The 20,670-nt window shown below is 62.1% G+C and carries 19 protein-coding genes, 1 tRNA gene and 1 pseudogene; 9 read left to right on the top strand and 12 right to left on the bottom strand.

Annotated features, from left to right (window positions below; translation table 11 throughout):
* The first annotated feature begins 43 nt into the window (after positions 1 to 43).
* The 4 genes from ACP15K_RS12685 to ACP15K_RS12670 all read left to right on the top strand — a co-directional run bounded on the left by ACP15K_RS12685 (position 44) and on the right by ACP15K_RS12670 (position 3,682).
* On the top strand, positions 44 to 1,180 hold the full coding sequence (locus tag ACP15K_RS12685) for an ABC transporter ATP-binding protein (RefSeq protein WP_193143138.1): 1,137 nt from the start codon (positions 44 to 46) through the stop codon (positions 1,178 to 1,180).
* 47 nt (positions 1,181 to 1,227) lie between these two features.
* Complete coding sequence (locus ACP15K_RS12680) at positions 1,228 to 2,133, top strand: ABC transporter permease subunit (RefSeq protein WP_226926089.1); 906 nt, start codon at positions 1,228 to 1,230, stop codon at positions 2,131 to 2,133.
* The gene (locus ACP15K_RS12675; RefSeq protein WP_193143136.1) at positions 2,133 to 2,936 is read left to right on the top strand and encodes an ABC transporter permease subunit; all 804 of its coding nucleotides are present in this window, start codon (positions 2,133 to 2,135) and stop codon (positions 2,934 to 2,936) included. The genes ACP15K_RS12680 and ACP15K_RS12675 overlap by 1 nt, the downstream gene beginning before the upstream one ends.
* A gap of 68 nt (positions 2,937 to 3,004) precedes the next feature.
* A complete protein-coding gene (locus ACP15K_RS12670; RefSeq protein WP_424990681.1) occupies positions 3,005 to 3,682 on the top strand; it encodes a type 1 glutamine amidotransferase in 678 nt (225 codons plus the stop codon).
* 62 nt (positions 3,683 to 3,744) lie between these two features.
* Here the strand turns inward: ACP15K_RS12670 and ACP15K_RS12665 are convergent, their stop codons facing one another.
* From ACP15K_RS12665 to ACP15K_RS12655, 3 genes are read right to left on the bottom strand one after another with little or no spacing between them, the layout of a single operon-like run.
* Positions 3,745 to 5,058, bottom strand: a complete 1,314-nt coding sequence (locus ACP15K_RS12665; RefSeq protein WP_193143134.1) for a TRAP transporter large permease — start codon at positions 5,056 to 5,058, stop codon at positions 3,745 to 3,747.
* Positions 5,059 to 5,099: 41 nt separating this feature from the next.
* A complete protein-coding gene (locus tag ACP15K_RS12660; protein ID WP_193143133.1) occupies positions 5,100 to 5,720 on the bottom strand; it encodes a TRAP transporter small permease subunit in 621 nt (206 codons plus the stop codon).
* On the bottom strand, positions 5,720 to 6,742 hold the full coding sequence (locus ACP15K_RS12655; protein ID WP_424990680.1) for a TRAP transporter substrate-binding protein: 1,023 nt from the start codon (positions 6,740 to 6,742) through the stop codon (positions 5,720 to 5,722). The genes ACP15K_RS12660 and ACP15K_RS12655 overlap by 1 nt, the downstream gene beginning before the upstream one ends.
* 340 nt (positions 6,743 to 7,082) lie before the next feature.
* Between ACP15K_RS12655 and ACP15K_RS12650 the strand changes: the two genes are divergently transcribed.
* Positions 7,083 to 8,537 (top strand): biotin carboxylase, encoded by a 1,455-nt coding sequence (locus ACP15K_RS12650; RefSeq protein WP_193143131.1) that lies wholly within the window; start codon positions 7,083 to 7,085, stop codon positions 8,535 to 8,537.
* Positions 8,538 to 8,610: 73 nt separating this feature from the next.
* Here ACP15K_RS12650 and ACP15K_RS12645 read toward each other — a convergent pair whose 3' ends face one another.
* Positions 8,611 to 8,946 carry a hypothetical protein gene (locus ACP15K_RS12645; protein WP_193143130.1) on the bottom strand — a complete coding sequence of 112 codons (336 nt, stop codon included), beginning with the start codon at positions 8,944 to 8,946 and terminating at the stop codon, positions 8,611 to 8,613.
* A gap of 134 nt (positions 8,947 to 9,080) precedes the next feature.
* Between ACP15K_RS12645 and ACP15K_RS12640 the strand changes: the two genes are divergently transcribed.
* Positions 9,081 to 10,169: a C45 family autoproteolytic acyltransferase/hydolase gene (locus tag ACP15K_RS12640; RefSeq protein ID WP_193143129.1), complete on the top strand. Its 1,089-nt coding sequence runs from the start codon at positions 9,081 to 9,083 to the stop codon at positions 10,167 to 10,169.
* A 46-nt stretch (positions 10,170 to 10,215) separates the two neighbouring features.
* Positions 10,216 to 11,070 carry a carbon-nitrogen hydrolase family protein gene (locus ACP15K_RS12635; protein WP_193143128.1) on the top strand — a complete coding sequence of 285 codons (855 nt, stop codon included), beginning with the start codon at positions 10,216 to 10,218 and terminating at the stop codon, positions 11,068 to 11,070.
* A 78-nt stretch (positions 11,071 to 11,148) separates the two neighbouring features.
* Here the strand turns inward: ACP15K_RS12635 and ACP15K_RS12630 are convergent, their stop codons facing one another.
* The 4 genes from ACP15K_RS12630 to gabT all read right to left on the bottom strand — a co-directional run bounded on the left by ACP15K_RS12630 (position 11,149) and on the right by gabT (position 15,812).
* Positions 11,149 to 12,054 (bottom strand): phosphate acyltransferase, encoded by a 906-nt coding sequence (locus tag ACP15K_RS12630; RefSeq protein WP_424990679.1) that lies wholly within the window; start codon positions 12,052 to 12,054, stop codon positions 11,149 to 11,151.
* Positions 12,054 to 13,157, bottom strand: coding sequence for a butyrate kinase (buk, locus tag ACP15K_RS12625; protein WP_424990678.1), 1,104 nt, complete (start codon positions 13,155 to 13,157; stop codon positions 12,054 to 12,056). Before buk ends, ACP15K_RS12630 begins: the two co-directional genes overlap by 1 nt.
* An 86-nt stretch (positions 13,158 to 13,243) precedes the next feature.
* A complete protein-coding gene (locus ACP15K_RS12620) occupies positions 13,244 to 14,458 on the bottom strand; it encodes an acyl-CoA dehydrogenase (RefSeq protein ID WP_193143125.1) in 1,215 nt (404 codons plus the stop codon).
* A gap of 13 nt (positions 14,459 to 14,471) precedes the next feature.
* Positions 14,472 to 15,812: a 4-aminobutyrate--2-oxoglutarate transaminase gene (gabT, locus tag ACP15K_RS12615; protein WP_226926068.1), complete on the bottom strand. Its 1,341-nt coding sequence runs from the start codon at positions 15,810 to 15,812 to the stop codon at positions 14,472 to 14,474.
* A gap of 85 nt (positions 15,813 to 15,897) precedes the next feature.
* On the opposite strand from gabT, the gene ACP15K_RS12610 reads away from it, so the two are divergent.
* Positions 15,898 to 16,476, top strand: coding sequence for a cupin domain-containing protein (locus tag ACP15K_RS12610; RefSeq protein WP_193143123.1), 579 nt, complete (start codon positions 15,898 to 15,900; stop codon positions 16,474 to 16,476).
* A 264-nt stretch (positions 16,477 to 16,740) separates the two neighbouring features.
* On the opposite strand, the gene ACP15K_RS12605 is transcribed toward ACP15K_RS12610, so the two are convergent.
* The 4 genes from ACP15K_RS12605 to ACP15K_RS12590 all read right to left on the bottom strand — a co-directional run bounded on the left by ACP15K_RS12605 (position 16,741) and on the right by ACP15K_RS12590 (position 20,195).
* Positions 16,741 to 16,817, bottom strand: a tRNA-Pro gene (locus ACP15K_RS12605).
* A gap of 66 nt (positions 16,818 to 16,883) precedes the next feature.
* Complete coding sequence (locus tag ACP15K_RS12600) at positions 16,884 to 17,852, bottom strand: DMT family transporter (RefSeq protein ID WP_226926066.1); 969 nt, start codon at positions 17,850 to 17,852, stop codon at positions 16,884 to 16,886.
* 78 nt (positions 17,853 to 17,930) lie between these two features.
* Positions 17,931 to 19,034 carry a 3-isopropylmalate dehydrogenase gene (gene leuB / locus ACP15K_RS12595; RefSeq protein WP_424990677.1) on the bottom strand — a complete coding sequence of 368 codons (1,104 nt, stop codon included), beginning with the start codon at positions 19,032 to 19,034 and terminating at the stop codon, positions 17,931 to 17,933.
* 132 nt (positions 19,035 to 19,166) lie between these two features.
* Positions 19,167 to 20,195, bottom strand: a complete 1,029-nt coding sequence (locus ACP15K_RS12590; RefSeq protein ID WP_424990676.1) for an endonuclease/exonuclease/phosphatase family protein — start codon at positions 20,193 to 20,195, stop codon at positions 19,167 to 19,169.
* Between the two features lie 182 nt (positions 20,196 to 20,377).
* On the opposite strand from ACP15K_RS12590, the pseudogene ACP15K_RS12585 reads away from it, so the two are divergent.
* Positions 20,378 to 20,545: pseudogene (locus tag ACP15K_RS12585) on the top strand (transposase); the annotation flags it as partial.
* Positions 20,546 to 20,670 lie beyond the last annotated feature (125 nt).

The raw sequence follows: 20,670 nt of genomic DNA, 5'->3' as shown, positions 1-20,670 counted from the left end.
ACCGGGCTCCGGCACCTCATTTCAGAATTCCAAGGGGGCTGCCATGTCTGAAGGCCGACCGACCACCGACGTGAAGCCTTGGGCCGATCCCAACGCGACGCCATTCCTGCAGATCAAGAATGTCACCAAGAAGTTCGGCGCCTTCACGGCCGTCGACAACGTCTCGCTCGATATCTACAAGGGCGAGATCTTCTGCCTTCTGGGCGGGTCCGGCTGCGGCAAGTCCACGCTTCTGCGGATGCTGTCGGGGTTTGAAACCCCCACATCCGGCCAGATCATTGTCGACGGCCAGGATCAGGCCGGCATCCCGCCGTATGCCCGCCCCACCAACATGATGTTCCAGTCCTACGCGCTGTTCCCGCACATGACGGTGGAAAAGAACATCGCCTATGGACTGAAACGCGACGGCCTGCCGAAAAACGAGATCGCCACGCGCGTGACAGACATGCTGTCCCTGGTGCAAATGGACCAGTTCGCGGCCCGCAAGCCGCACCAACTGTCCGGTGGTCAGCGTCAGCGGGTGGCACTGGCCCGGTCGCTGGTCAAGAAACCCAAGCTGCTGATGCTGGACGAACCTCTGGGCGCGCTGGACAAGAAGCTGCGCGAGGAAACCCAGTTCGAATTGATCAAGATCCAGGAAAGCCTTGGCGTCACCTTCGTCGTGGTCACCCACGATCAGGAAGAGGCGATGACGCTTTCAAGCCGCATCGGCGTCATGACCGCAGGCCAGATCGTTCAGACCGGCACCCCGCACGAGATCTACGAATACCCGCAATCGCGTTTCGTGGCCGATTTCATCGGGTCGGTGAACATCTTCGACGGACGGGTGATCGAGGACGGCAAGGACCACGTGGTCATTTCGTCAAAGGAGCTGGGTGCCGACATCTTTGTGCCGCATGGCATCAGCGGTGTTGAAGGTCAGAAACTTGCCGTTGCCGTGCGCCCCGAGAAGGTACGGATCAGCAAATCCAACCTCAGCGACCTGCGCAACAAGGTGACCGGCACCATCGACGAGATTGCCTACATGGGCAACTCATCGGTGTTTCAGGTGCGCCTGGACAGCGGCAAACGGGTCCGCGTGACCCAATCGAACCTGACCCGCGACAACGACGACCTGACCTGGGATGACAGGGTCTTCGTCGGCTGGGCCGACGATGCCGGCGTCGTGGTGGCGTCATGAGCGCGGCCCCCGATACCGGCCCCAGCAGCCGGTTGCCCGGCGGCCCGATGATCGGCCGCGTGCTGGAACGGCTGGGCCTGGGCGGACGTGGGCTGGTCATCGCGATCCCGACGCTCTGGCTGCTGCTGTTCTTCCTCATCCCGTTCCTAGTGGTCGCCAAGATTTCCCTGTCGGAAGCCGCCATCGCCAGACCGCCGTACCTGCCGGTCTGGGAATGGGTGGACGGCGTTCTTTCGGTCAACCTGAACTTCGGCAACTACCTGTTCCTGCTGGAAGACCCGCTTTACCTGTCGGCCTATATCGAATCGATCAAGATCGCCGGGATCTCGACCTTCATCGCGCTGCTGATCGGCTATCCCATGGCCTATCTGATCGCGCGTTCGCCGGAAAACCAGCGCAACCTGCTGCTGATGCTGGTGGTGCTGCCATTCTGGACCTCGTTCCTGTTGCGGGTCTACGCTTGGATCGGGTTTCTCAAGGCCAACGGCATCATCAACAATTTCCTGATGTGGACCGGCATCATCGACGAGCCGCTGATCATGCTGCAGACCGATTTCGCGGTCTATATCGGCATCGTCTACAGCTACCTGCCGTTCATGATCCTGCCGCTTTACGCCAACCTGGTGAAGCTGGACCAATCCTATCTGGAAGCCTCGGCAGACCTTGGCGCGCGGCCTGCCACCACGTTCCTGACTGTGACGCTGCCGCTGTCCGCCAGCGGGATCATTGCCGGCTGCATGCTGGTCTTCATTCCCGCCGTCGGCGAATTCGTGATCCCGGCGCTTCTGGGCGGACCCGACACGCTGATGATCGGCCGGGTGCTCTGGGACGAATTCTTCTCCAACCGGGATTGGCCGATTGCCTCGGCGGTGGCCATTGTCATGCTTTTCGTGCTGGTGATCCCGATCATGTTGCTGCGCAAGGCGCAATCCGCAGATGAAGGAGCAAGCTGATGCAGCGCAGGTCCAAATTCCTCAAGATCACCGGCGTCCTCGGCTTTGTCTTTCTTTACGCGCCGATCCTGTCGCTGGTGATCTTCAGCTTCAACGAAAGCAAGCTGGTGACGGTCTGGGGCGGGTTCTCGACCAAGTGGTACGGCGAACTCCTCCGCGATCCGCAGATCCTTGAAGCCGCGTGGGTCAGTGCCAAGATTGCATTCGTCTCGGCGTCGCTGGCGGTGACCATCGGAACCGTTGCATCCTTCGTGCTGATCCGGTTCGCGAAGTTCCGCACCAAGTCGCTGCTCAGCATGATGATCACCGCACCGCTGGTCATGCCCGAGGTGATCATCGGCCTGTCGCTGCTGCTGCTGTTCGTTGCCATGCAGGGGCTGATCGGCTGGCCGGGCAACCGTGGCATCATGACGATCATCATCGCCCATTCCACCTTCGGGGCGGCCTATGCGGCCGTTGTCATCCAGTCGCGGCTGGTGGACATGGACATGTCCATCGAAGAGGCGGCGCAGGATCTGGGCGCCAAACCGGTGCGGGTCTTCTTCGACGTTACCCTGCCGGTGATCGCCCCGGCGCTGGTCTCGGCCTGGCTGCTGGCCTTCACGCTCAGCCTGGACGACCTGGTGGTTGCAAGCTTCGTCTCCGGCCCCGGTGCCTCGACCTTGCCGATGGTCATATTCTCCAAGGTGCGGCTTGGGGTCAGCCCCGATGTCAACGCGCTGGCCACGGTCATTATCGGGCTTGTGTCGCTGGGGATCATCGTGTCGGCCTTGCAGATGAGCCGAAGCAAGCGACGTCTCTGACCCGCGCTGCGGGTCAGACACTCATCACATCACGACTGCCTGCATTGGCAGAGATCAAGGACGCAGGGATGAAGATTGGGATTTTGCAGACCGGTCGGACGCCGGAAGAACTTCGCGCCAGGCACGGCGACTACGACGACCTGTTCAAGCGGTTGCTGGATGGTCGCGGGTTCGAGTTCGTGACCTATCCGGTGCTGGACGGCGTCTTTCCGGATGCGGTGACAGATGCTGACGGCTGGCTGATCACCGGGTCGAAATTCGGCACCTACGAGGGCCATGACTGGATCCCGCCGCTGGAGGATTTCCTGCGCCGGGCATTTGCCGCCGGAGTGCCGATTGTCGGCGTGTGCTTCGGGCATCAGATCCTGGCGCAAGCCCTGGGCGGCAAGGTCGAGAAGTTCGCGGGCGGCTGGTCCGTCGGTCCGACCGAGTATGCCGGTGCAGCGGGCACGACGGATTGCGTCATGGCGTGGCATCAGGATCAGGTGACGGAACTGCCCGAGGGGGCAGAGGTCATCGGATCCTCGGATTTTTGTGCCAACGCGATGCTGGCCTATGGGAACAAGGCGCTGACCGTTCAGCCGCATCCGGAATTCACGGCAGAGTTTCTGACCGATCTGATGGCGGCCCGCCGGTCGGTGTTGCCAGAGCATATTGCCGAGGCGGCGATGGCCCGTGTCAACGCTCCGCTGACCTCTGGCGATCTTGCCGACAAGTTCGAGGCGTTCTTCAAGCTTGACCGGTAAACCAGTTCCCGAAAACGACAAAGGGCGCGCCAGTGGCGCGCCCTTTGCGTTTCAGACATTCCTCAGAACAGGACGCTTGGAAGCCAAAGCGCGATCTGCGGAAACATGAAGACCAGCGCCAGGCCCAGGATCTGCAATCCGACAAAGGGTATGGCCGCCCAGTAGATGTCGATGATCGTCACATCCTTTGGCGCCACCGACCTCATGTAGAAGAGGTTGTAGCCGAACGGCGGCGTCAGATAGGCCGACTGCATGCTCAGGATGAAGAGCACCGCGAACCATGTGGTGTCAAAACCCAGATCGCGGACGATCGGCACGAACAGCGGCACGGTGATGAACACGATGGCGAAATCATCCAGGAACATGCCCAGGACGAAGTAGGCCAGCAGCATCGACAGGATGACCAGGTTCGGCGACAGCGCGTAATCCTCGATCAACTCTCCGACGACCATGCCCGCACCGACACCGACGTAGATCTTGGAAAAGAACACGGCGGCAATGGTGATCCACATCAGCATGCCCATCAGCTTGGTCGTGGACAGCATGACATAGCGCAGGGTGTCCCAGCTTAACCGGCCCTGGATCGCGGCAATCACCAGCGACCCGAAGGCACCGATGGCAGAGGCTTCGGAGGGCGAAGTGATACCGCCGATGATGCACCCCAGAACCGTGAAGATCAGAAGCCCCGGCGCGATCAGGAAGCGCAGGGATTTGAACTTCTCCATCGCCGTGAACTGTTCTTCGGCCGGGGGGCCGAGCGACGGATTGATGCGGCAGCGGATCAGGATGTAGGCGATGTAGATCCCCGCCAGCATCAGTCCCGGCATCAGCCCGGCAGCGAACAGCTTGCCGACGGAATCGCGGCTGAGAAAGGCGTAGATGATCATCAGGACGCTGGGCGGGATCAGAAAGCCAAGCGCGCCGCCGGCCATGATCGTGCCGGTGACCAGACGTTTGTCATAGCCGCGATTGAGCATCGCAGGCAGGGCGATGATGCCCAGGCTGACCGTCGCCGCGCCCGAGACCCCGGCCATCGCGGCGATCAGGGCACAGATGATGACCGTCCCGATGCCAAGCCCGCCGGGCAACCGGCCCATCAGCTTGTGGATCATCTCGAACAGATCGTCGGTGATGCCTGACCGTTGCAGGACCAGCCCCATGAAGATGAACAGCGGCAGCGCCACCAGCAGGAAGTTGTCCATGGCGCTGAAGGTCGACGAGATCAGAAGATCAAGCCCCCCGTCGCCAAAGATCGCCATGGCGCTTCCGATGCCGCAGATGGTCAGCGCCCAGGCCAGCGGCGCGCCAAGCGCCATCAACCCCAGCATGGATGCGAACATGATGCCCGTAATGGCGAGCGGATCCAGATTTTCCATTTACAGGTCCTTAAGAGCAGCCGCGGGATGCACGCGCATGATCAGCGGTCATTGGGCTTGGAGGTGTCCACGGCCTCGGTGACATCGGCATCCAGAATGGTGGGCAGAAGTTCCGGATCAATGTCGCTTTCGAACTCGCGTTCGCGCGGATCGTCATACTCGATGCCGAGCGCGGTCAAAACGGCCCGCAGCAATTCGGCCATGTTCTGCAGCAAGACCAGTCCGACAGCGATCGGGATCACCGTCTTGATCGGATACAGCGGCGGTTGCCACATGCTCTTGTTGGAGTATTCGCGAACAGCCCAGCTTTCGGCGGCAAAGCCAATGGCCAGCTTCAGGAACATCACCAGAACGACGGCACCGGTCGAAAAGATCACGACATCGCAGATCGCCTGGCCCCGCTTGGGCAATGCCCCCCAGATCACCTCGCTGCGGACATGGCCACGGTGGCGCAGGGTATAGGCGCCGGCCAGCATGCAGAAACCGCCATACAGCATGGTGCTGGTTTCATGCGCCCAGAGGGTCGGGGAATCGAGAAAGTACCGAAACACGATCTCGATGACGAGAACCCCGATCATCCCCAGCGTAAGCCAGGAAATGGCCCGCCCGACGAATTCGGACAGGCCATCCTGGGCGACAAGATATCTTGTCACCCAGGCCATCAGAGACGCCCTTGCGCCTTGGCGTTCGCAACCAGAAGGTCGATCAGCTCGGCGTTGCGCGCGGACCGTTCGGCTTCTTCCTGCCAGACCGCCTGTGCTGCAACCGTCAGCTGCTTGGAATCCTCATCCGGAAGGACCGCGAATTCGAAGACGTCGCCCTTGTCGACCACGGACTGGTTGCCCTCGGCCAGCCAGCCGGTGATGTCTGCGGCGAACTGGGCAATCGCTTCTTCCATGATCGCCTTGTGCTCGTCCGACAGGCCGTCCCACTTTTCCTTGTTGGCAAGGAAGGTTTCGGTCCAGCCCGGCATCAGCATGTTGAGACGGGTATAGTGTTTCGCGGTCTCGTTCAGCTTGAGCTGCTCGTATTCGATGGGGCCGCCGTAGATGGCACCGTCGATCACGCCGGTCGACATGCCGATGTAAAGCTCGCCCGCGGGCAGGTAGACGGTCGGGATCTCGAAGTACTCAAGAACCTTCGCAACATTCGACGTGGCGCGGATCTTGCGCGTCTTCAGATCGTCGAGCGAGGTGACCGGCTCCTTGGTCAGCAGATCGTAGTCGTGGCCATAGCCCTTGCCCAGATAGACGACGCCGGCCTCGTCATAGGCCGCGGTCAGCAGGGCATCCACCGGCTCGCTGTCAAAGAACGCGCGGGCTTCGTCGAGGCTCGTCCAGCCACCGGGCAGACCGGCTTCGATGTTGCCGATGTCCACCTGGCCGGACCAATAGCCGCCGTGACCATGGGCGATGTCGATCGATCCCTTCTTGGCGGCTTCCAGCAACTGGTCGCTGGCGACAAGCTCGCCGCCGTGGAATGTCTGAATTCGCAGGTCGCCCCCGGAATTTTCTTTGACGGTGTCGCGGAACTTCTTCAGGATCGGATCGATCTCGGTGCCATAGAACGTATGAAACCTCAGCCGTGTCGTATCAGCCGACGCAACCGTCGCCATCGATGTCAGCGCCAGTGCACCGGTCATGGCGGCCATCGCAAGTCGGCGTGTGAAAGGGATGCTTGTCATACCATTGTTCCTTTAGGTTTACTTTGCCTTCGCAAGACCCTTGTTGCAACGCCAACAGGTCTCATTCTCCAACCCTGGCCTCGACGGCCTCCAAGGCTTGAAAACCTCCTTACATCATGGACTATACTGTGAGCAATAATAATGTTAATAACCGGCTGTGATCATGCCGATAATTTCGCATAAGAAGGGTTTGCAGGACTTGTGGCAGAAGTCACTTGCCCTGTTCGCGGCAACCAAAAGGCGACTCCTGGGTGGGACTCGTCCAAACCAAGCGGCAACCGGGGAAGCGTCACGAACCCCGAGCAACAACCAAGAACACAACATCGGGAGAGCGCCCAAGATGGCCGACCAAAGCGAGAAACTAACCGGGCTTACCGAAATTTACCGCTATCTGAGGCGGAACAAGACGCCGATCTACGTCGTCATGCCAACGCCGTTCAACCTTATGGGTCTGGATCAATGGGTCGGTGGGCTGGAGTTCGTCAACTTCTTCGACGTCTTCGACGGCCAGCATCCCCGGGTGTTCGTCCCGAACGTGGCGGACGCCCCGGTATTCCAGTCGATGGAAGACGTGGCCAACTATCTGGTCGATCACCCGGAGTTTCGTGCGCGGGTGAAGGAACGCCCGCCCGGTCTGGCGGCATTCGTGATGTTCGACGAGAAGACCGAAGAACTGTGCAAGGATGTCGGCCTGAAAATCGCGCTGCCCTCAAACGAGTTGCGGCACCGGCTGGACAGCAAGATCGAAACCACCCGCATCGGCAACGAAGCCGGGGTTGAAAGCGCGCCCAACGTCATGGGGCGGGCCGACAGCTATGAGGAACTGAGCAAGCTGGCCGAAGGGGCAAAGCTGGGCTCGGATCTCGTGGTGCAGACCCCCTATGGCGACAGCGGGCGGACGACCTTCTTCATCAAGTCCGAGGCGGAGTGGGACAAGTTCTCCAGCAAGATCATCGGCGAAGAGCTGAAGGTGATGAAACGCATCAACCACCTGCCCGGCACCATCGAGGCCTGCGCCACACGGCACGGCACGCTGGTCGGGCCAGTGATGACCGACATCACCGGTTTCGAGGAAATCACCCCCTACAAGGGCGGCTGGTGCGGCAACGACATCTCGCCCGCGATCCTGCCGGACGGCGTGCCGGACAAGGTGCGCGAAATGGCGCGCAAGTTGGGCGATCAGCTTTATCAGGAAGGCTACAAGGGCGTTTTCTGCACCGACTTCCTGCTCGATACCGACACCAACGAAGTTTACCTGGGTGAAATCAACCCGCGGATTTCAGGAGCCTCCCCGCCGACCAACCTGATCACCTCGACTTATGGCGGTTGTCCGATGTTCCTGTTCCACCTGCTGGAATTCATGGATGTCGACTATGAGATCGACATTGAAGAAGTGCAGAGCCGCTGGAACGACTACGATTTCTGGACCCAGCTGATCCTGAAACAGACCGAGGACAAGGTGGAGTTGATCACCCAGGCGCCCCGTTCGGGCATCTGGAGCATGGATGAAAACGGCGAGATCGAATTCGTGCGGGCCGGCCACAACATCAATGCGTTGGGCGACGAACACGAAGCCTTCTACCTGCGGGTCTATGGCGAGGGCGAGTACTGCTATCACGGTGCCGACCTTGGCTGCATCCTGGCGCGCGGGCGGATGCAATCGGACGATCGCGAACTTCTGGATCGGGCCAAGAACTGGAACAAGGCGATCAAGGCCCAGTTCAAGAGCGTTCCGCTGACCGCCGAGACCGAAGTGACCATGCCGGCCGACATGACCGCCGGCAAATGGTTCTGATCTGACATCTCTCAGGAGGCGTTTTCAGCGCCTCCTGACCCCTCGACTGTGCCGTATTCAGCACAACATGGGACTATTCAGCGTCGCCGTTTGGCTCCCCGACCAGGTCGATATCGTTCCGGACCCAGAAAAACGCAAACCCCTTGCCGCGCAGCCAGATCTCAAGCCGGTCCAGGCTGCCCCATTCAAGCGGCATGCCACGCGCACTTTCCAGCGACATCCAAAGCCCGTCGACCAGGAAAAACACTGTCCAAGTATAGGGGTTACGGTCCTGATCCCCAAAGCCGCCGCCCTGCTTGGTCCGGCGCACCCGAACTACGGTCGGATACTGTGTAATTCTCTGGGAATCGATCAAGCCTGGAATATCGCTTTGACGAATGACACCAGTGGGCGTAGGCGACTTCAACATGGGCGGATCTTGACAAAATGCAGGTGAAAGTCAATATTCACACCATGCGCCATGGTGCTCTCCTCCCCTGACGGGAATGGGAATGTCTTGCACGTCGCAGGCACTGCACTCAAGGAAGAGCACGCGGACCCATCATGCAACTCAGATTTCGAAGCCTTGTCGAAGACCGTCCCGGTCCGGCGCTGCGCCAGGTTTTCAACCATGGTTGGCCGGGTTGGTCCAAGTGGCTGCGCAAGCGGCGCGGCACCCATACGACTGATCTGCGGGATGCCCGCCTGTCGCTGCGCCGCCACATGCCGGAGTTCGAACGCCTGTGGGACACCTGGGTCGATGTCTGTGACGGCGATGACGAGGCGGCCCGGTTCCTGAGCTTCTGGTCGCCGCCGCGTTACCTGGTGAACTGCTCTCAGGCCGTACTTGTCGACGACGACGGGCCACTGCTGATCCGCAACTACGACCTTGATCCCCAGTTGAATGAATCGACCCTGCTGTCGACCAACTGGCGCGGGCGTCGGGTGGCCGGGATGGTCGACGGAATTTCCGGTCTGGCGGATGGGATGAACGATGCCGGGCTTGCCGCGTCGCTGACCTTCGGCGGCCGGACGGTCAGGGCCGCGGGTTTTGGCATCCCCATCATCATCCGCTACATCCTTGAGATGTGTGTCGACGTGCAACAGGCGGTCGAGGCCTTGCGCGCCGTGCCGTCGCATATGTCCTACAATGTCACTGTGGCGGACGCGCGGGGCAATTTCGCGACGGTCTATCTGGCACCGGACCGCCCGGCGATCGTGACCGCCACCCCCTACACGACAAACCACCAGTTGGGCGTCGAGTGGCCCCAGCATGGCAGGTTTTCCAACACCAAGGGCCGGTCGGATCATCTTGAAAGACTGCTGGACGACCGCAAGCTGACCGCCGACCGGCTGTTGCAGGAATTTCTCAGCCGGCCACTGGCCAGCACCCGCTATGACCGCGGTTTTGGAACCGTCTATACCGCCGCCTATCGCCCCGCCCAGCAGCGGCTTTCGCTGCACTGGATGGATGGCTCGGGCGAACACCACGGCCTTGGTGCCGTGACCCCCGGCGAGCGGGTTGTGGCATTCACGGCAGATGGCTCAAGAACCGTTTCCGTCACGGCCGACGCGACACAAGCAGGGTCCGGTGAACCCGCCCGGCGGCTGGGCTTCGGCTTGCCCCAGCTGCACCAGAACAAGCCAGCCTGATCCCAAAAGCCGATCAGCAGATTGATCCAGTCAAACAGGAGACCTCATGTCCCGTTTTTCGATTGCCGGCATCCAGATGTCGATAACCATGCACAACAACATTGCCGAAATGCGCAAGCGCATGGAGGTTCTGTTCCACCTTTATCCCTGGGTTCAGATGGTCGTGTTCAGCGAACTTGCGCCGCACGGCCCGTCAAAGCCCGCAGCCCAGCCCATGGGCGGATCCATCGAAACCGAGATGGCCGAGCTTGCCCGCAAGTTCGATTGCTGGCTGGTGCCCGGCAGCTATTTCGAAAAGAACGGCGACCAGATCTTCAACACCACCCCGGTGTTCAACCCGGCAGGGGAAGTGGTCACCCGGTATCGCAAGATGTTCCCGTTCACGCCCTATGAACAGGACGTCACACCCGGCACCGAGTTCTGCGTCTTCGACGTGCCCGGCGCGGGCCGGTTCGGTGTGTCGATCTGCTATGACCTCTGGTTCCCCGAGGTGACCCGGACGCTGACTGCGATGGGTGCCGAAGTTATCATCAACCCGGTACTGGCCAGCTTTGTCGACCGTCCGGCCGACCTTGCCATCGCGCAAGGCTCCGCCGCGATGTTCCAAAGCTATATCTTCCACATCAACGGGCTTGTGGCGGGAGGCAACGGTTATTCGATGGTGATCGATCCCGCCGGACAGATCCTGCACCGCGGCAACGTGATGGAAGAGATGATCCCCATCGAGGTTGATTTCGAACTGGTCCGCCGTCAGCGCCGTGAAGGTGTCTTGAGAATGGGCCAGCCGCTGAAGAGTTTCCGCGACAACCAGGTCAAGTTCCCGGTCTATGAACCGGGGTTCGACAAAGGCTATCTGGAAAGCCTCGGCCCCCTGGTCAAACCGGGTCGGCCTGGCCATTGACCCAACGGCGGGGCAGACTGCCCCGCCCTGCCCCACGTATTTGGATACAGGCAATCTCTGCCCGCGGATCGGCAGGTATCACGCGCCTTTGCAGACCATGGCCAGAAGCAGCGCATTTATCCGGCGATCAGCGCTGTCCGCGCGCGAGTTCAGCAGCACCGGCACCCGAGCCCCAAGCACGATCGAGCCGGTCTCGGCCTGACCGTGGAATTTCCAGGCCTTCGCAACCGAATTGGCCGCGTCGATATTGGGGAACAACAGCAGGTCCACGTCCCCCGCAACCGTGGACCCCGCCAAGCCCTTGACCCGTGCTGCATCACGGCTGACGGCCACATCGTATCCGAAGGGGCCGTCTACCACGAACCCCGGCAGCGCACCTGACGTGCTCTCGCTTGCCAGCGCGGCGGCATCGACCGTGGCTGGAAGCCTGTCCGAAACCTTCTCGGTTGCCGCAAGGGCCGCGACCTTGACCGGATCTATCCCCAGCCCGCGAAACAGCGGCGCGGTGTTCAGAATGATCTGCCGTTTCTGGGCCAGATCGGGCGCCGGCAGAATGCCGTTGTCCGTCGCCGCGATCAGTTTGGGATAGCTCGGCATTGCCGCAACTGTGACATTGGACAGAACGCCACCCGCACGAATACCGGTGTCTCGGTCAACGATGGCGCGAAGATAGGCGGTGCTGTCCACATGCCCCTTCATCAGGATATCGGCCCGACCGTCCCGCACTGCCGCAACAGCGCCGTCGGCACAGGCCTTGGGGTCACCGGCCTCGTGGCACGTGACCGCCGCACGCAGGGGCGCCGGGATGGCATCCATGATCGCCGCGCTGTCGCCCGTGACCTCGACGGCAGAGACCAGCCCATCCTTTATCGCCCGGACAAGTGCCGCGACGATGCTGGGATGGTTGCCCCCGGCCACGGCAAGGCGCACGGCCCCCCGCGCCCGCACTTGCGCGCGCATGTCCGCAAAGCTTCGCACCGGCATCACGCGACGTCTGCCCGCGGTTCAATCGGCCATTGCATCGGCGTTTCGGTTCCCGACAGGGCCCGAAAGGCCCCCTCGGCCAGCGCAAGGCATTCGTTGCTGCCCGCATGCACGTGCACCGGAGCAATCCGCGCAACCTTGCGGGTCAGGCCGTCGACGACGCGCGAACTGTTGGCCAGCCCGCCGGTCAGGATGATGCCATCGAGATTGAAATCGGCAACGGCGGCCATGGCACCGATGGCCTTGGCCGTCTGGTAGAGCATGGCGTCGTGGATCAATTCCGCCCGCGTGTCGCCTTCGGCGATCATCGTCTCGACCTTGCGCATGTCCTTGGTGCCGAGATAGCCGTAGACCCCGCCGCGGCCATAGAGTTTCGCCAGAAGCTCTGTCTTGCTATATTTGCCGGAAAAGCACAGCTCGATCAGCGGCAAGGGCGGTAAGCCCCCCGCGCGCTCGGGCGAGAAGGGCGAAACCTCCATCCGGTTGGAACTGTCAACGATCCTGCCATCGATCAGCGCGGCGATGGAAAACCCGGCTCCCAGATGCGCCACGACCACGCGCAGCGCCTCGAAGGGTTTGCCAAGGTCATCGGCCAGCCTGCGGGCGCAGGCCCGGATGTTCAGCGCATGAACGAAACTGAATCGCGGCAGATCCTCGACCCCCGACACCCGTGCCACGGGCGGCAGTTCGTCCACGCTGACCGGGTCGACGATATAGGCCGGGATGCCGTGCCTCTGCGCGATCCGGTTGGCGAGCGGCGCGCCAAGGTTGCTGGCGTGGTGATAGACCGGACGGTGCAGGGCGAAATCGACAAGCGCGTCGTTCACCGCGATCACGCCGGAAGGCACCGGGGTCAGCATGCCCCCCCGCCCGGCTGTCGCCACCAACCGATGCGCATCGAGCGTATCGGACAGGAACGCCGACACACAGGAATCGCGGTAATCCAACTGGTCGGGAATGCCGGCAAAGCCGGCCATCTGGCCTTCGTCGTGGTCCAGATTCTGTTCGGCGATCAGCCGCAGACCGTCCCCGGTGACACCGTACAGCGCGCAGCGGGTCGTGGTTGTCCCCGGATTGATCGCAAGAATTGCGTCATTCGCCATGGCATTGGCCTCGCGAAAGCAATTGGGATGTCAAACGCTGCGCAGGATGCGCCCGCAAAGGACGGGCACATCCTGCGGCTGCGCGTTCAGTAGAAGGCCTGCAACCCGGTAATCGCGCGTCCAAGGATCAACGCATGGACATCATGGGTGCCTTCATAGGTGTTCACGGTCTCCAGGTTCATCGCATGACGCATCACCTGGAACTCTTCGTGGATACCATTGCCACCGTGCATGTCGCGTGCGGCCCGCGCGATATCCAGCGCCTTGCCACAGTTGTTGCGTTTGACAAGCGAGATCATCTCGGGCGCGGCCTTGCCCTCGTCCATCAGACGACCGACCCGCAGGCTGGCCTGCAAACCAAGCGAGATTTCGGTCATCATGTCGGCCAGCTTTTTCTGGAAAAGCTGGGTCTGTGCCAGCGGCCGGTCGAACTGCTTGCGGTCCAGACCGTACTGGCGCGCGCCATGCCAACAGGCTTCGGCGGCCCCCAGAACACCCCAGGAAATGCCATAGCGCGCGCGGTTAAGGCATCCGAACGGCCCCTTCAGACCTTCGACATCGGGCAACAGGGCGTCCTCGCCAACCTCGACATCCTTCATCACGATCTCGCCGGTGATCGACGCGCGCAGGCTGAGCTTGCCACCGATCTTCGGCGCCGAGAGGCCCGGCGTGCCCTTGTCGAGCACGAAACCCCGGATCTTGCCGTCATGCGCGTCGGACTTGGCCCAGACGACAAAAACATCGGCAATCGGTGCATTCGAGATCCACATCTTGGTGCCGTTCAGCACATAGCCGTTTTCGGTCTTGGTGGCGCGGGTCTTCATGCCGCCGGGGTCCGATCCGGCGTCGGGTTCGGTCAGACCGAAACAGCCGATGTATTCACCCGATGCCAGCTTTGGCAGGTATTTCTTGCGCTGCTCTTCCGAACCGTAGGCATAGATCGGGTACATCACCAGCGACGACTGCACAGACATCATCGACCGATAGCCGGAATCGACCCGCTCGACTTCGCGCGCAATCAACCCGTAGGCGACATAGGACGACCCCAGCCCGCCGTATTCTTCGGGGATGGTGACGCCCAGAAGGCCCATGTCCCCCATTTCGCGAAAGATCTCGGGCTCTGTCCGCTCTTCGCGGTAGGCTTCGATCACGCGGGGCTGAAGCTTTTCCTGTGCGTAGCTGCGCGCAGCATCGCGCAGCATCCTTTCCTCTTCCGAGAGCTGGTCTTCCAGCCGGAAGGCATCTTCCCAATCAAACCGAGACAGTCCCGGGGAGTTCTTGGCTTTCAGGTCTTTGGCCATGCTCGTGGTCCCTTCAGGCAGCTGCGGCGGTTTTGGAGATTGCCGCCTCGAAAGCGGATTCGATGATATCGAGCGCCTCGTCGACCTGCGCATCGGGCGTGGTCAGCGGCGGCAGAAGGCGGACAACGTTGGCGCGCGTCCCGCAAGGCAGAAGGATCAGGCCGCGTGCCTCGGCTTCGGCGATGATTGCCAGGGTCAGGGCCGGGTCGGGCGACCTGCTGTCACGGTCGGTGACCAGTTCGAAGGCGACCATTGCCCCAAGCCCGCGCACCTCGCCGATGGCCTCCATGCCCTGACGCTCGGACAGTGCGATCAGGCGTGCCTTGATCTTGTCGCCGATTTCCAGTGCACGGGCGCAGAGGTTTTCCTCTTCGATGACATCAAGCACCGCGTTCGCGGCCGCAATCCCCAGCGGGTTGCCCGCATAGGTGCCGCCAATGCCACCCACAGGTGCCGCATCGAGAATCTCGGCGCGCCCGGTCACGGCCGACAGCGGGAAGCCCCCGGCCAGACCCTTCGCCATGGTCACCAGATCCGCCTCGACGCCCGAATGTTCAAAGGCAAACAGCTTGCCGGTGCGCGCCATGCCGGCCTGGACTTCATCGGCGATCAGCACGATGCCGTACCGGTCGGCGATTTCACGCAGGGCCCGCAGGAACTCGGGCGGCGCGACGACAAACCCGCCCTCGCCTTGCACCGGCTCGACGATGATGGCCGCCACGCGCTCGGGGTCGATGGTCGACCGGAACATCTGGTCAAGATGCGCCAGGCTCATCTCGGTGGTGACACCGTGGAATTCGTTCGGGAACGCGGCGTGATAGACCTCGGGGGGCATGGCGCCAAACGCCCGCTTGTAGGGCGCGACCTTGCCAGTCAGCGCCATACCCATCAGCGTCCGCCCATGGAACGCGCCTGCAAAGGCAATCACACCGGACCGTCCGGTATAGGCCCGCGCCATCTTGATGGCATTCTCGACGGCTTCCGCACCGGTGGTGACCAGCATCGTCTTCTTGGCGAAATCGCCGGGCGTGGCCTGGTTCAGGCGCTCGGCCAGACGGATATAGGTCTCGTAGGGCGAGACATGGAAACAGGTGTGCGTGAAGGCCTCGGACTGGGCCGCCACGGCTGCCATCACCTTGGGATGACGGTGGCCGGTGTTGTTCACGGCGATTCCGGCGGCAAAGTCGATATAGCGCTTGCCCTCAACGTCCCAAAGCTCGGCATTCTGAGCGCGTGCGGCATAGATTCCGCGCGTCGCCACCCCATTGGCAACCGCGAGATCACGACGCGCCTTGAGTTCTTCGTTCTTGTCCACAGTTGCGCTCCTTATTGATTTCGGGGGTACGCTTACCATCGCTCATAATATTGAGCAACATAATTTTACTATATTGAGCATAATCGCCATGTTGTGTAGGCAGGAACCGACCAAGGAGGCTCAGATGAACGATTTTGACGTCGGCGCGCGGCTGAAGGAACTTCGCCTTCGGCACGACCTTTCGCAACGTCAGCTAGCAGATGTGGCCGGCGTGCCCCATGGGCAGATCTCGATGATCGAGACGAACAAGAGCAGCCCATCCGTTGCATCGTTGCGCAAGATATTGGGCGGCCTGAGCATTGGAATGTCCGAATTTTTTGAGCCGGAAGATGCGCCGGACACTGATATTTTCTTCACGCCGCAGCAGTTGCGCGATCTGACCTCGCGCATCTATTCCGAAGCGCAGGGGCTGGAAGGCAAGGTCTCGTTGAAGCAGGTCGGGGACGCCCGCGCACACAATCTTCAGATTCTGCACGAGACCTATGAGCCGGGGGCCGACACCGGCGAGGACATGCTGGAACATGTGTCCACTGAAGGCGGCATCGTCGTGTCGGGCGAAATCGAGTTGACGGTGGGCGACCGGGTGGCAGTTCTCAAGGCCGGGGATTCCTATCTCTTCAACTCGCAGGAGCCGCACCGGTTTCGCAATATCGGCGACCGTGCCGCGACCGTGATTTCCGCCTGCACCCCGCCCTATCTTTGATGGCCTGACGCCCCGGTCCGCGTCGCGCTGCTGCCGGGGCGGGGACCGGCGGCGATGCGCCGTGCTCGACCCGGCGGACCGTCGTCGTTTTCGGAACGGCCACAAATATCCTGAATCGCCCGGCAGCATGTGCGATACGGCTTGAGTCGGCGTCTAATGTCGCCACCGCCCGCACAGGATACCACCCCCAAGACAATCCGAACGCGCGCAGACAGTCCGCGCCAAAGCGGTTCGTGGGAAATGACTTGTAAGTGATTGTTTACATGGTCGGAGTGAGAGGATTCGAACCTCCGACCCCTGCCTCCCGAAGACAGTGCTCTACCAGGCTGAGCTACACTCCGACCGTGTAGCGGCGGCAATATTGACTTTGACCAAGTTTTGCAAGGGGGGAAGCGACAGGAAATCGCTCAATCCTCGGGATTTCGCCGCTCGTTCATCAGCGCGCTGACACGGGGCGCTGCGCCGGTTTCGACGCGCGACCGTGTGCGCAGCACGGGCTGATTGCCGTCGTCGCGCACCCCGCTTTCGCGCCAGACCACATAGGCCCCCGAGGCGATCACGATCGAAGCGCCGATGATGGTGCCCAGATCCGGGGTTTCATTGAACAGGGCCCAACCAAACAGGGTCGCCAGCACGATCTGGGAATACTGCATCGGGGCAACCACGGCGGCTTCACCGGTGCGATAGGCCAGAATCATCAGCCCGGTGCCGGTCAGGGACAGCGCCGCGATGGCCGCCAGCACACCAAGGTCCGCCACCGGCATCGGGGTATAATAGAACGGCAGCGCCAGCCCCATCACCACGAGATTGGTCAACAGCGGGTACAGCAGCAGCACCGCGCTGCGTTCCTCTTGGCCGATCTTGCGCACGATCACCGAGGCGAACGAGCCGCAGACCGCCGCCAGAAGCGCCGCCAGATGCCCCAGCGACAGGGGCTCTGTCCCCGGACGCAGCACGATCAGAACCCCGCACAGGCCGACCAGAACCGCCGCGCCGCGATGGATGCCGACCCTTTCGCCCAGTACCGGGATCGACATCAGGGTGATCAACAGCGGCATCGAGAACAGGATCGCGTAAACCTGGGTCAGCGGCAGCAGGGAAAAGGCGGTGAAGGCCGACAGACCAGTAATGGCCACGCTGACGGTCCGCAGCCCGGTCCACAATGGTCTGTGCGGGCGCAGGGATCCGCTGCGTTGTTTCTGGATCAGGACCAGCGTGAACAGGGGAAAACTGAACAGCACCGTGAAGAACAGCACTTGAACAGGCGCATAGGTGCCACCCAGCAGCTTGACCAGCACATCATGGACGGAAAAAACGGCAAACGCCGCAAGCGCGATAACGGCGCCTTGCGCGTTGGCGGACAGGGAACGAAGCATCTTGGGGCATCCTATACGGGGATGCCTCAACCGTTAGCGCTGTCAACGGCGCGGATCAAGAACCCGCGCCGTGGAATTTCAAAGCGATGCGTCCAGCGCTGCCAGAATCGCGCTGCCCATCTCGCTGGTCGTGACCGGTGTCACGCCCTCTTCGCCCAGAAGATCGGCGGTGCGCACGCCGTCGGCCAGCACCTGCTCGATGGCGGCTTCAAGGCGGTCGGCCTCGGCCCCCTGATCGAAACTGTAGCGCAGCGCCATGGCGAAGCTCAGCACGCAGGCGATGGGGTTGGCCTTGCCCTGCCCGGTGATGTCCGGGGCCGAGCCATGTACCGGTTCGTACATCGCCTTGGGGCGGCCATTGGCCATCGGTGCGCCAAGGCTGGCTGAGGGCAGCATCCCCAGCGAGCCGGTCAGCATCGCGGCGGCATCTGACAGCAGGTCGCCGAACAGGTTGTCGGTGACGATCACGTCGAATTGCTTGGGCCAGCGGCACAGCTGCATGGCGCCGGCATCGGCGTACATGTGCGACAGCTCGACCTCGGGATAATCCCGGCCCACCTTGGTGACGACTTCGCGCCACAGGATGCCCGATTCCATCACGTTGGCCTTTTCCATCGAGCACAGCTTCCTGTCGCGCTTCATGGCCAGTTCGAAGGCCGAGCGCGCCACCCGGTCGATCTCGCTTTCGGTGTAGCGTTGGGTGTTGATGCCCACACGCTCGTTGCCCTCGGTGATGATGCCGCGCGGCTCGCCGAAATAGATGCCCGAGGTCAGTTCGCGCACGATCATGATATCCAGACCGGCCACCACGTCTTTCTTCAGCGACGAGAAATCGGCCAGTGCGTCAAAGCACTGGGCCGGGCGCAGGTTGGCGAACAGATCCATTTCCTTGCGCAGGCGCAGCAGGCCGCGCTCGGGCTTCACGCTGAAATCCAGGTCGTCGTACTTGGGGCCACCGACGGCGCCCAGCAGAACCGCGTCCACCTCTTGCGCCTTCTGCATGGTCTCGTCGGTCAGCGGCACACCGTGCTTGTCAAAGGCCGCCCCGCCCACCAGATCCTCGGACACATCGATGGTCAGGCCGCGCTTGTCACCGAACCAGTCGATGATGCGGCGGACCTCGGCCATAACTTCCGGACCGATCCCGTCGCCGGGCAGGATGAGCAGGGAGGGGTTCGTCATGGGGGCATCTCCTTGAAAGACTTGCGCGGGGGCGTAGCCCGCCCTCGGGGAAGGGTCAAGGTGGCGCGCGGTGCAGCCCTGGCCTTGGGAGCGCGTCAGACAGGCTTGGGGATGGAACGGATCGAGGCCGCGTCAGGATCCGGCCCGAAGCACCAGGTCGACCCAGACCAGCCGGTGCCGACTGGCCCCACGCCCGTCCTTGCCCAACAGCGCGCGCGCCGGATCGCCCTGCACCGGCCAGAGCACACCGGCGCCAGAGACCTCCAGCCCTGCCTGCGGAAGCACATAGTCGACGCGCATGTTGCCGGGTTCTCCGGCCTGATCCCAGGCCACCGTATCGCTGGCCCGCCCCTCTGCCGCAGCGCCCGCACTGGTTGGGCGCGGGTCTTGCAGGGCCGGATGTGCCAGCAGCTCGGCCATCGCGGCGCGATGCCCGTCCCCAGCCTGCGGGTCCAGATTGGCATTGCCCAACAACACGAAGGGCGCGTCGGGCGGGGGCTCTCCGTCAATCTGCCCGCCCATCAGCAAAGACCAGACACGGGCCTCATCGCGGTTGCGCAGCCCATTGCGATCCTCGGGCCCGTCGAACACCGGCGGCGTGGCGTGCCAGACCAGCAGGGTCACCTTGCCCTCTGGCGTGTCCACCGGCACCGCCCAATGGCCCGTGGTGGACAACCGCTGCGTCGCCAGCGCCTCGGACGACAGGAACGGCGCTCCCGTGGCGGTTTTCGGCAAGGTTGCCCCGGGCAGATCAGCCCAGAGCAGACCGGAAAAATCACGGGCATGGTCGGTCAGGATCGGCCATTTCGACAACAACGCCATGCCCTTGTGACCCGCAAAGCGCCCCCAGCCCTGCCCGTCTTCGGGCAGCCGCACACGCCCATCGCCGTTCAGGTCCACCCCCGACAGCCAGCCCGTGTTGGGCCGCGGGGCGAAGCGATGCGGATAGGACGCCCCGGATCGCGCCAGAACCTCGGCAAAAGCCGTCAGCGCCCGGCCTTCGAAATCCCAGTCAAAGCGCGTCAACAGAATTACATCCGGATCCGCCGCCGCGATGACCCCGGCCACGGCCAGAACCTGCGCATCGTCCTTTCGAATATCGCGCAGCAACACCCCCGGCCCGTCACGATCCAGCTCGACCGTGAAAATGGCTACACGCAAAGGCGCGGCCCCGGCCAAGCCGGCCCACAACATCAGGCAAAGGAAAAGAACGTGCGCCATGCCGACAGGGAGCATCAGGGCGGGTTAACAGGCCGTGAAAGCAGGGAGTGCATCGGTAATCCCCCCGAAAATTAGGGGTGTGCGGAAGTAGAATTTTCTCGAAGATCAAAGAGGAGATTCTGATGAAGAAATCGAAGTACAGCGACGCGCAGATCATGGCGATCCTGAAGCAGGCAGAGAACGGCGTGCCGGTTGCTGATCTTTGCCGCGAGCATGGGATGAGCAGCGCAAGCTTCTACAAGTGGCGCTCAAAGTATGGCGCTATGGATGCCAGTCTGATGGCGCGGATGAGCCTCCCCCTTTGAAGTGGTCCGCCCCTATAGTTAGGAAAGCGGAGGACCAAGTATGGCGATCAAGAGACCTAAGCCAGAAGAGATTGTCGTGAAGTTACGGCAGGTTGAAGTTCTGATGGGGC

It is taken from the genome of Fluviibacterium sp. S390 (assembly GCF_049800695.1).
GTDB lineage: Bacteria > Pseudomonadota > Alphaproteobacteria > Rhodobacterales > Rhodobacteraceae > Meridianimarinicoccus.
The sequence above is the reverse complement of the archived record's forward strand: the minus strand, read 5'-3'. Positions and strand labels throughout refer to the sequence as shown.

Excerpts from the sequence above, each read along its gene's own strand:
- ACP15K_RS12685 (WP_193143138.1), top strand. The coding sequence starts at position 44 with ATGTCTGAAGGCCGACCGACCACCGACGTGAAGCCTTGGGCCGATCCC.
- ACP15K_RS12680 (WP_226926089.1), top strand. The coding sequence starts at position 1,228 with ATGATCGGCCGCGTGCTGGAACGGCTGGGCCTGGGCGGACGTGGGCTG.
- ACP15K_RS12675 (WP_193143136.1), top strand. The coding sequence starts at position 2,133 with ATGCAGCGCAGGTCCAAATTCCTCAAGATCACCGGCGTCCTCGGCTTT.
- ACP15K_RS12670 (WP_424990681.1), top strand. The coding sequence starts at position 3,005 with ATGAAGATTGGGATTTTGCAGACCGGTCGGACGCCGGAAGAACTTCGC.
- ACP15K_RS12665 (WP_193143134.1), bottom strand. The coding sequence starts at position 5,058 with ATGGAAAATCTGGATCCGCTCGCCATTACGGGCATCATGTTCGCATCC.
- ACP15K_RS12660 (WP_193143133.1), bottom strand. The coding sequence starts at position 5,720 with ATGGCCTGGGTGACAAGATATCTTGTCGCCCAGGATGGCCTGTCCGAA.
- ACP15K_RS12655 (WP_424990680.1), bottom strand. The coding sequence starts at position 6,742 with ATGACAAGCATCCCTTTCACACGCCGACTTGCGATGGCCGCCATGACC.
- ACP15K_RS12650 (WP_193143131.1), top strand. The coding sequence starts at position 7,083 with ATGGCCGACCAAAGCGAGAAACTAACCGGGCTTACCGAAATTTACCGC.
- ACP15K_RS12645 (WP_193143130.1), bottom strand. The coding sequence starts at position 8,946 with ATGTTGAAGTCGCCTACGCCCACTGGTGTCATTCGTCAAAGCGATATT.
- ACP15K_RS12640 (WP_193143129.1), top strand. The coding sequence starts at position 9,081 with ATGCAACTCAGATTTCGAAGCCTTGTCGAAGACCGTCCCGGTCCGGCG.
- ACP15K_RS12635 (WP_193143128.1), top strand. The coding sequence starts at position 10,216 with ATGTCCCGTTTTTCGATTGCCGGCATCCAGATGTCGATAACCATGCAC.
- ACP15K_RS12630 (WP_424990679.1), bottom strand. The coding sequence starts at position 12,054 with ATGCCGGTGCGAAGCTTTGCGGACATGCGCGCGCAAGTGCGGGCGCGG.
- buk (WP_424990678.1), bottom strand. The coding sequence starts at position 13,157 with ATGGCGAATGACGCAATTCTTGCGATCAATCCGGGGACAACCACGACC.
- ACP15K_RS12620 (WP_193143125.1), bottom strand. The coding sequence starts at position 14,458 with ATGGCCAAAGACCTGAAAGCCAAGAACTCCCCGGGACTGTCTCGGTTT.
- gabT (WP_226926068.1), bottom strand. The coding sequence starts at position 15,812 with ATGGTAAGCGTACCCCCGAAATCAATAAGGAGCGCAACTGTGGACAAG.
- ACP15K_RS12610 (WP_193143123.1), top strand. The coding sequence starts at position 15,898 with ATGAACGATTTTGACGTCGGCGCGCGGCTGAAGGAACTTCGCCTTCGG.
- ACP15K_RS12600 (WP_226926066.1), bottom strand. The coding sequence starts at position 17,852 with ATGCTTCGTTCCCTGTCCGCCAACGCGCAAGGCGCCGTTATCGCGCTT.
- leuB (WP_424990677.1), bottom strand. The coding sequence starts at position 19,034 with ATGACGAACCCCTCCCTGCTCATCCTGCCCGGCGACGGGATCGGTCCG.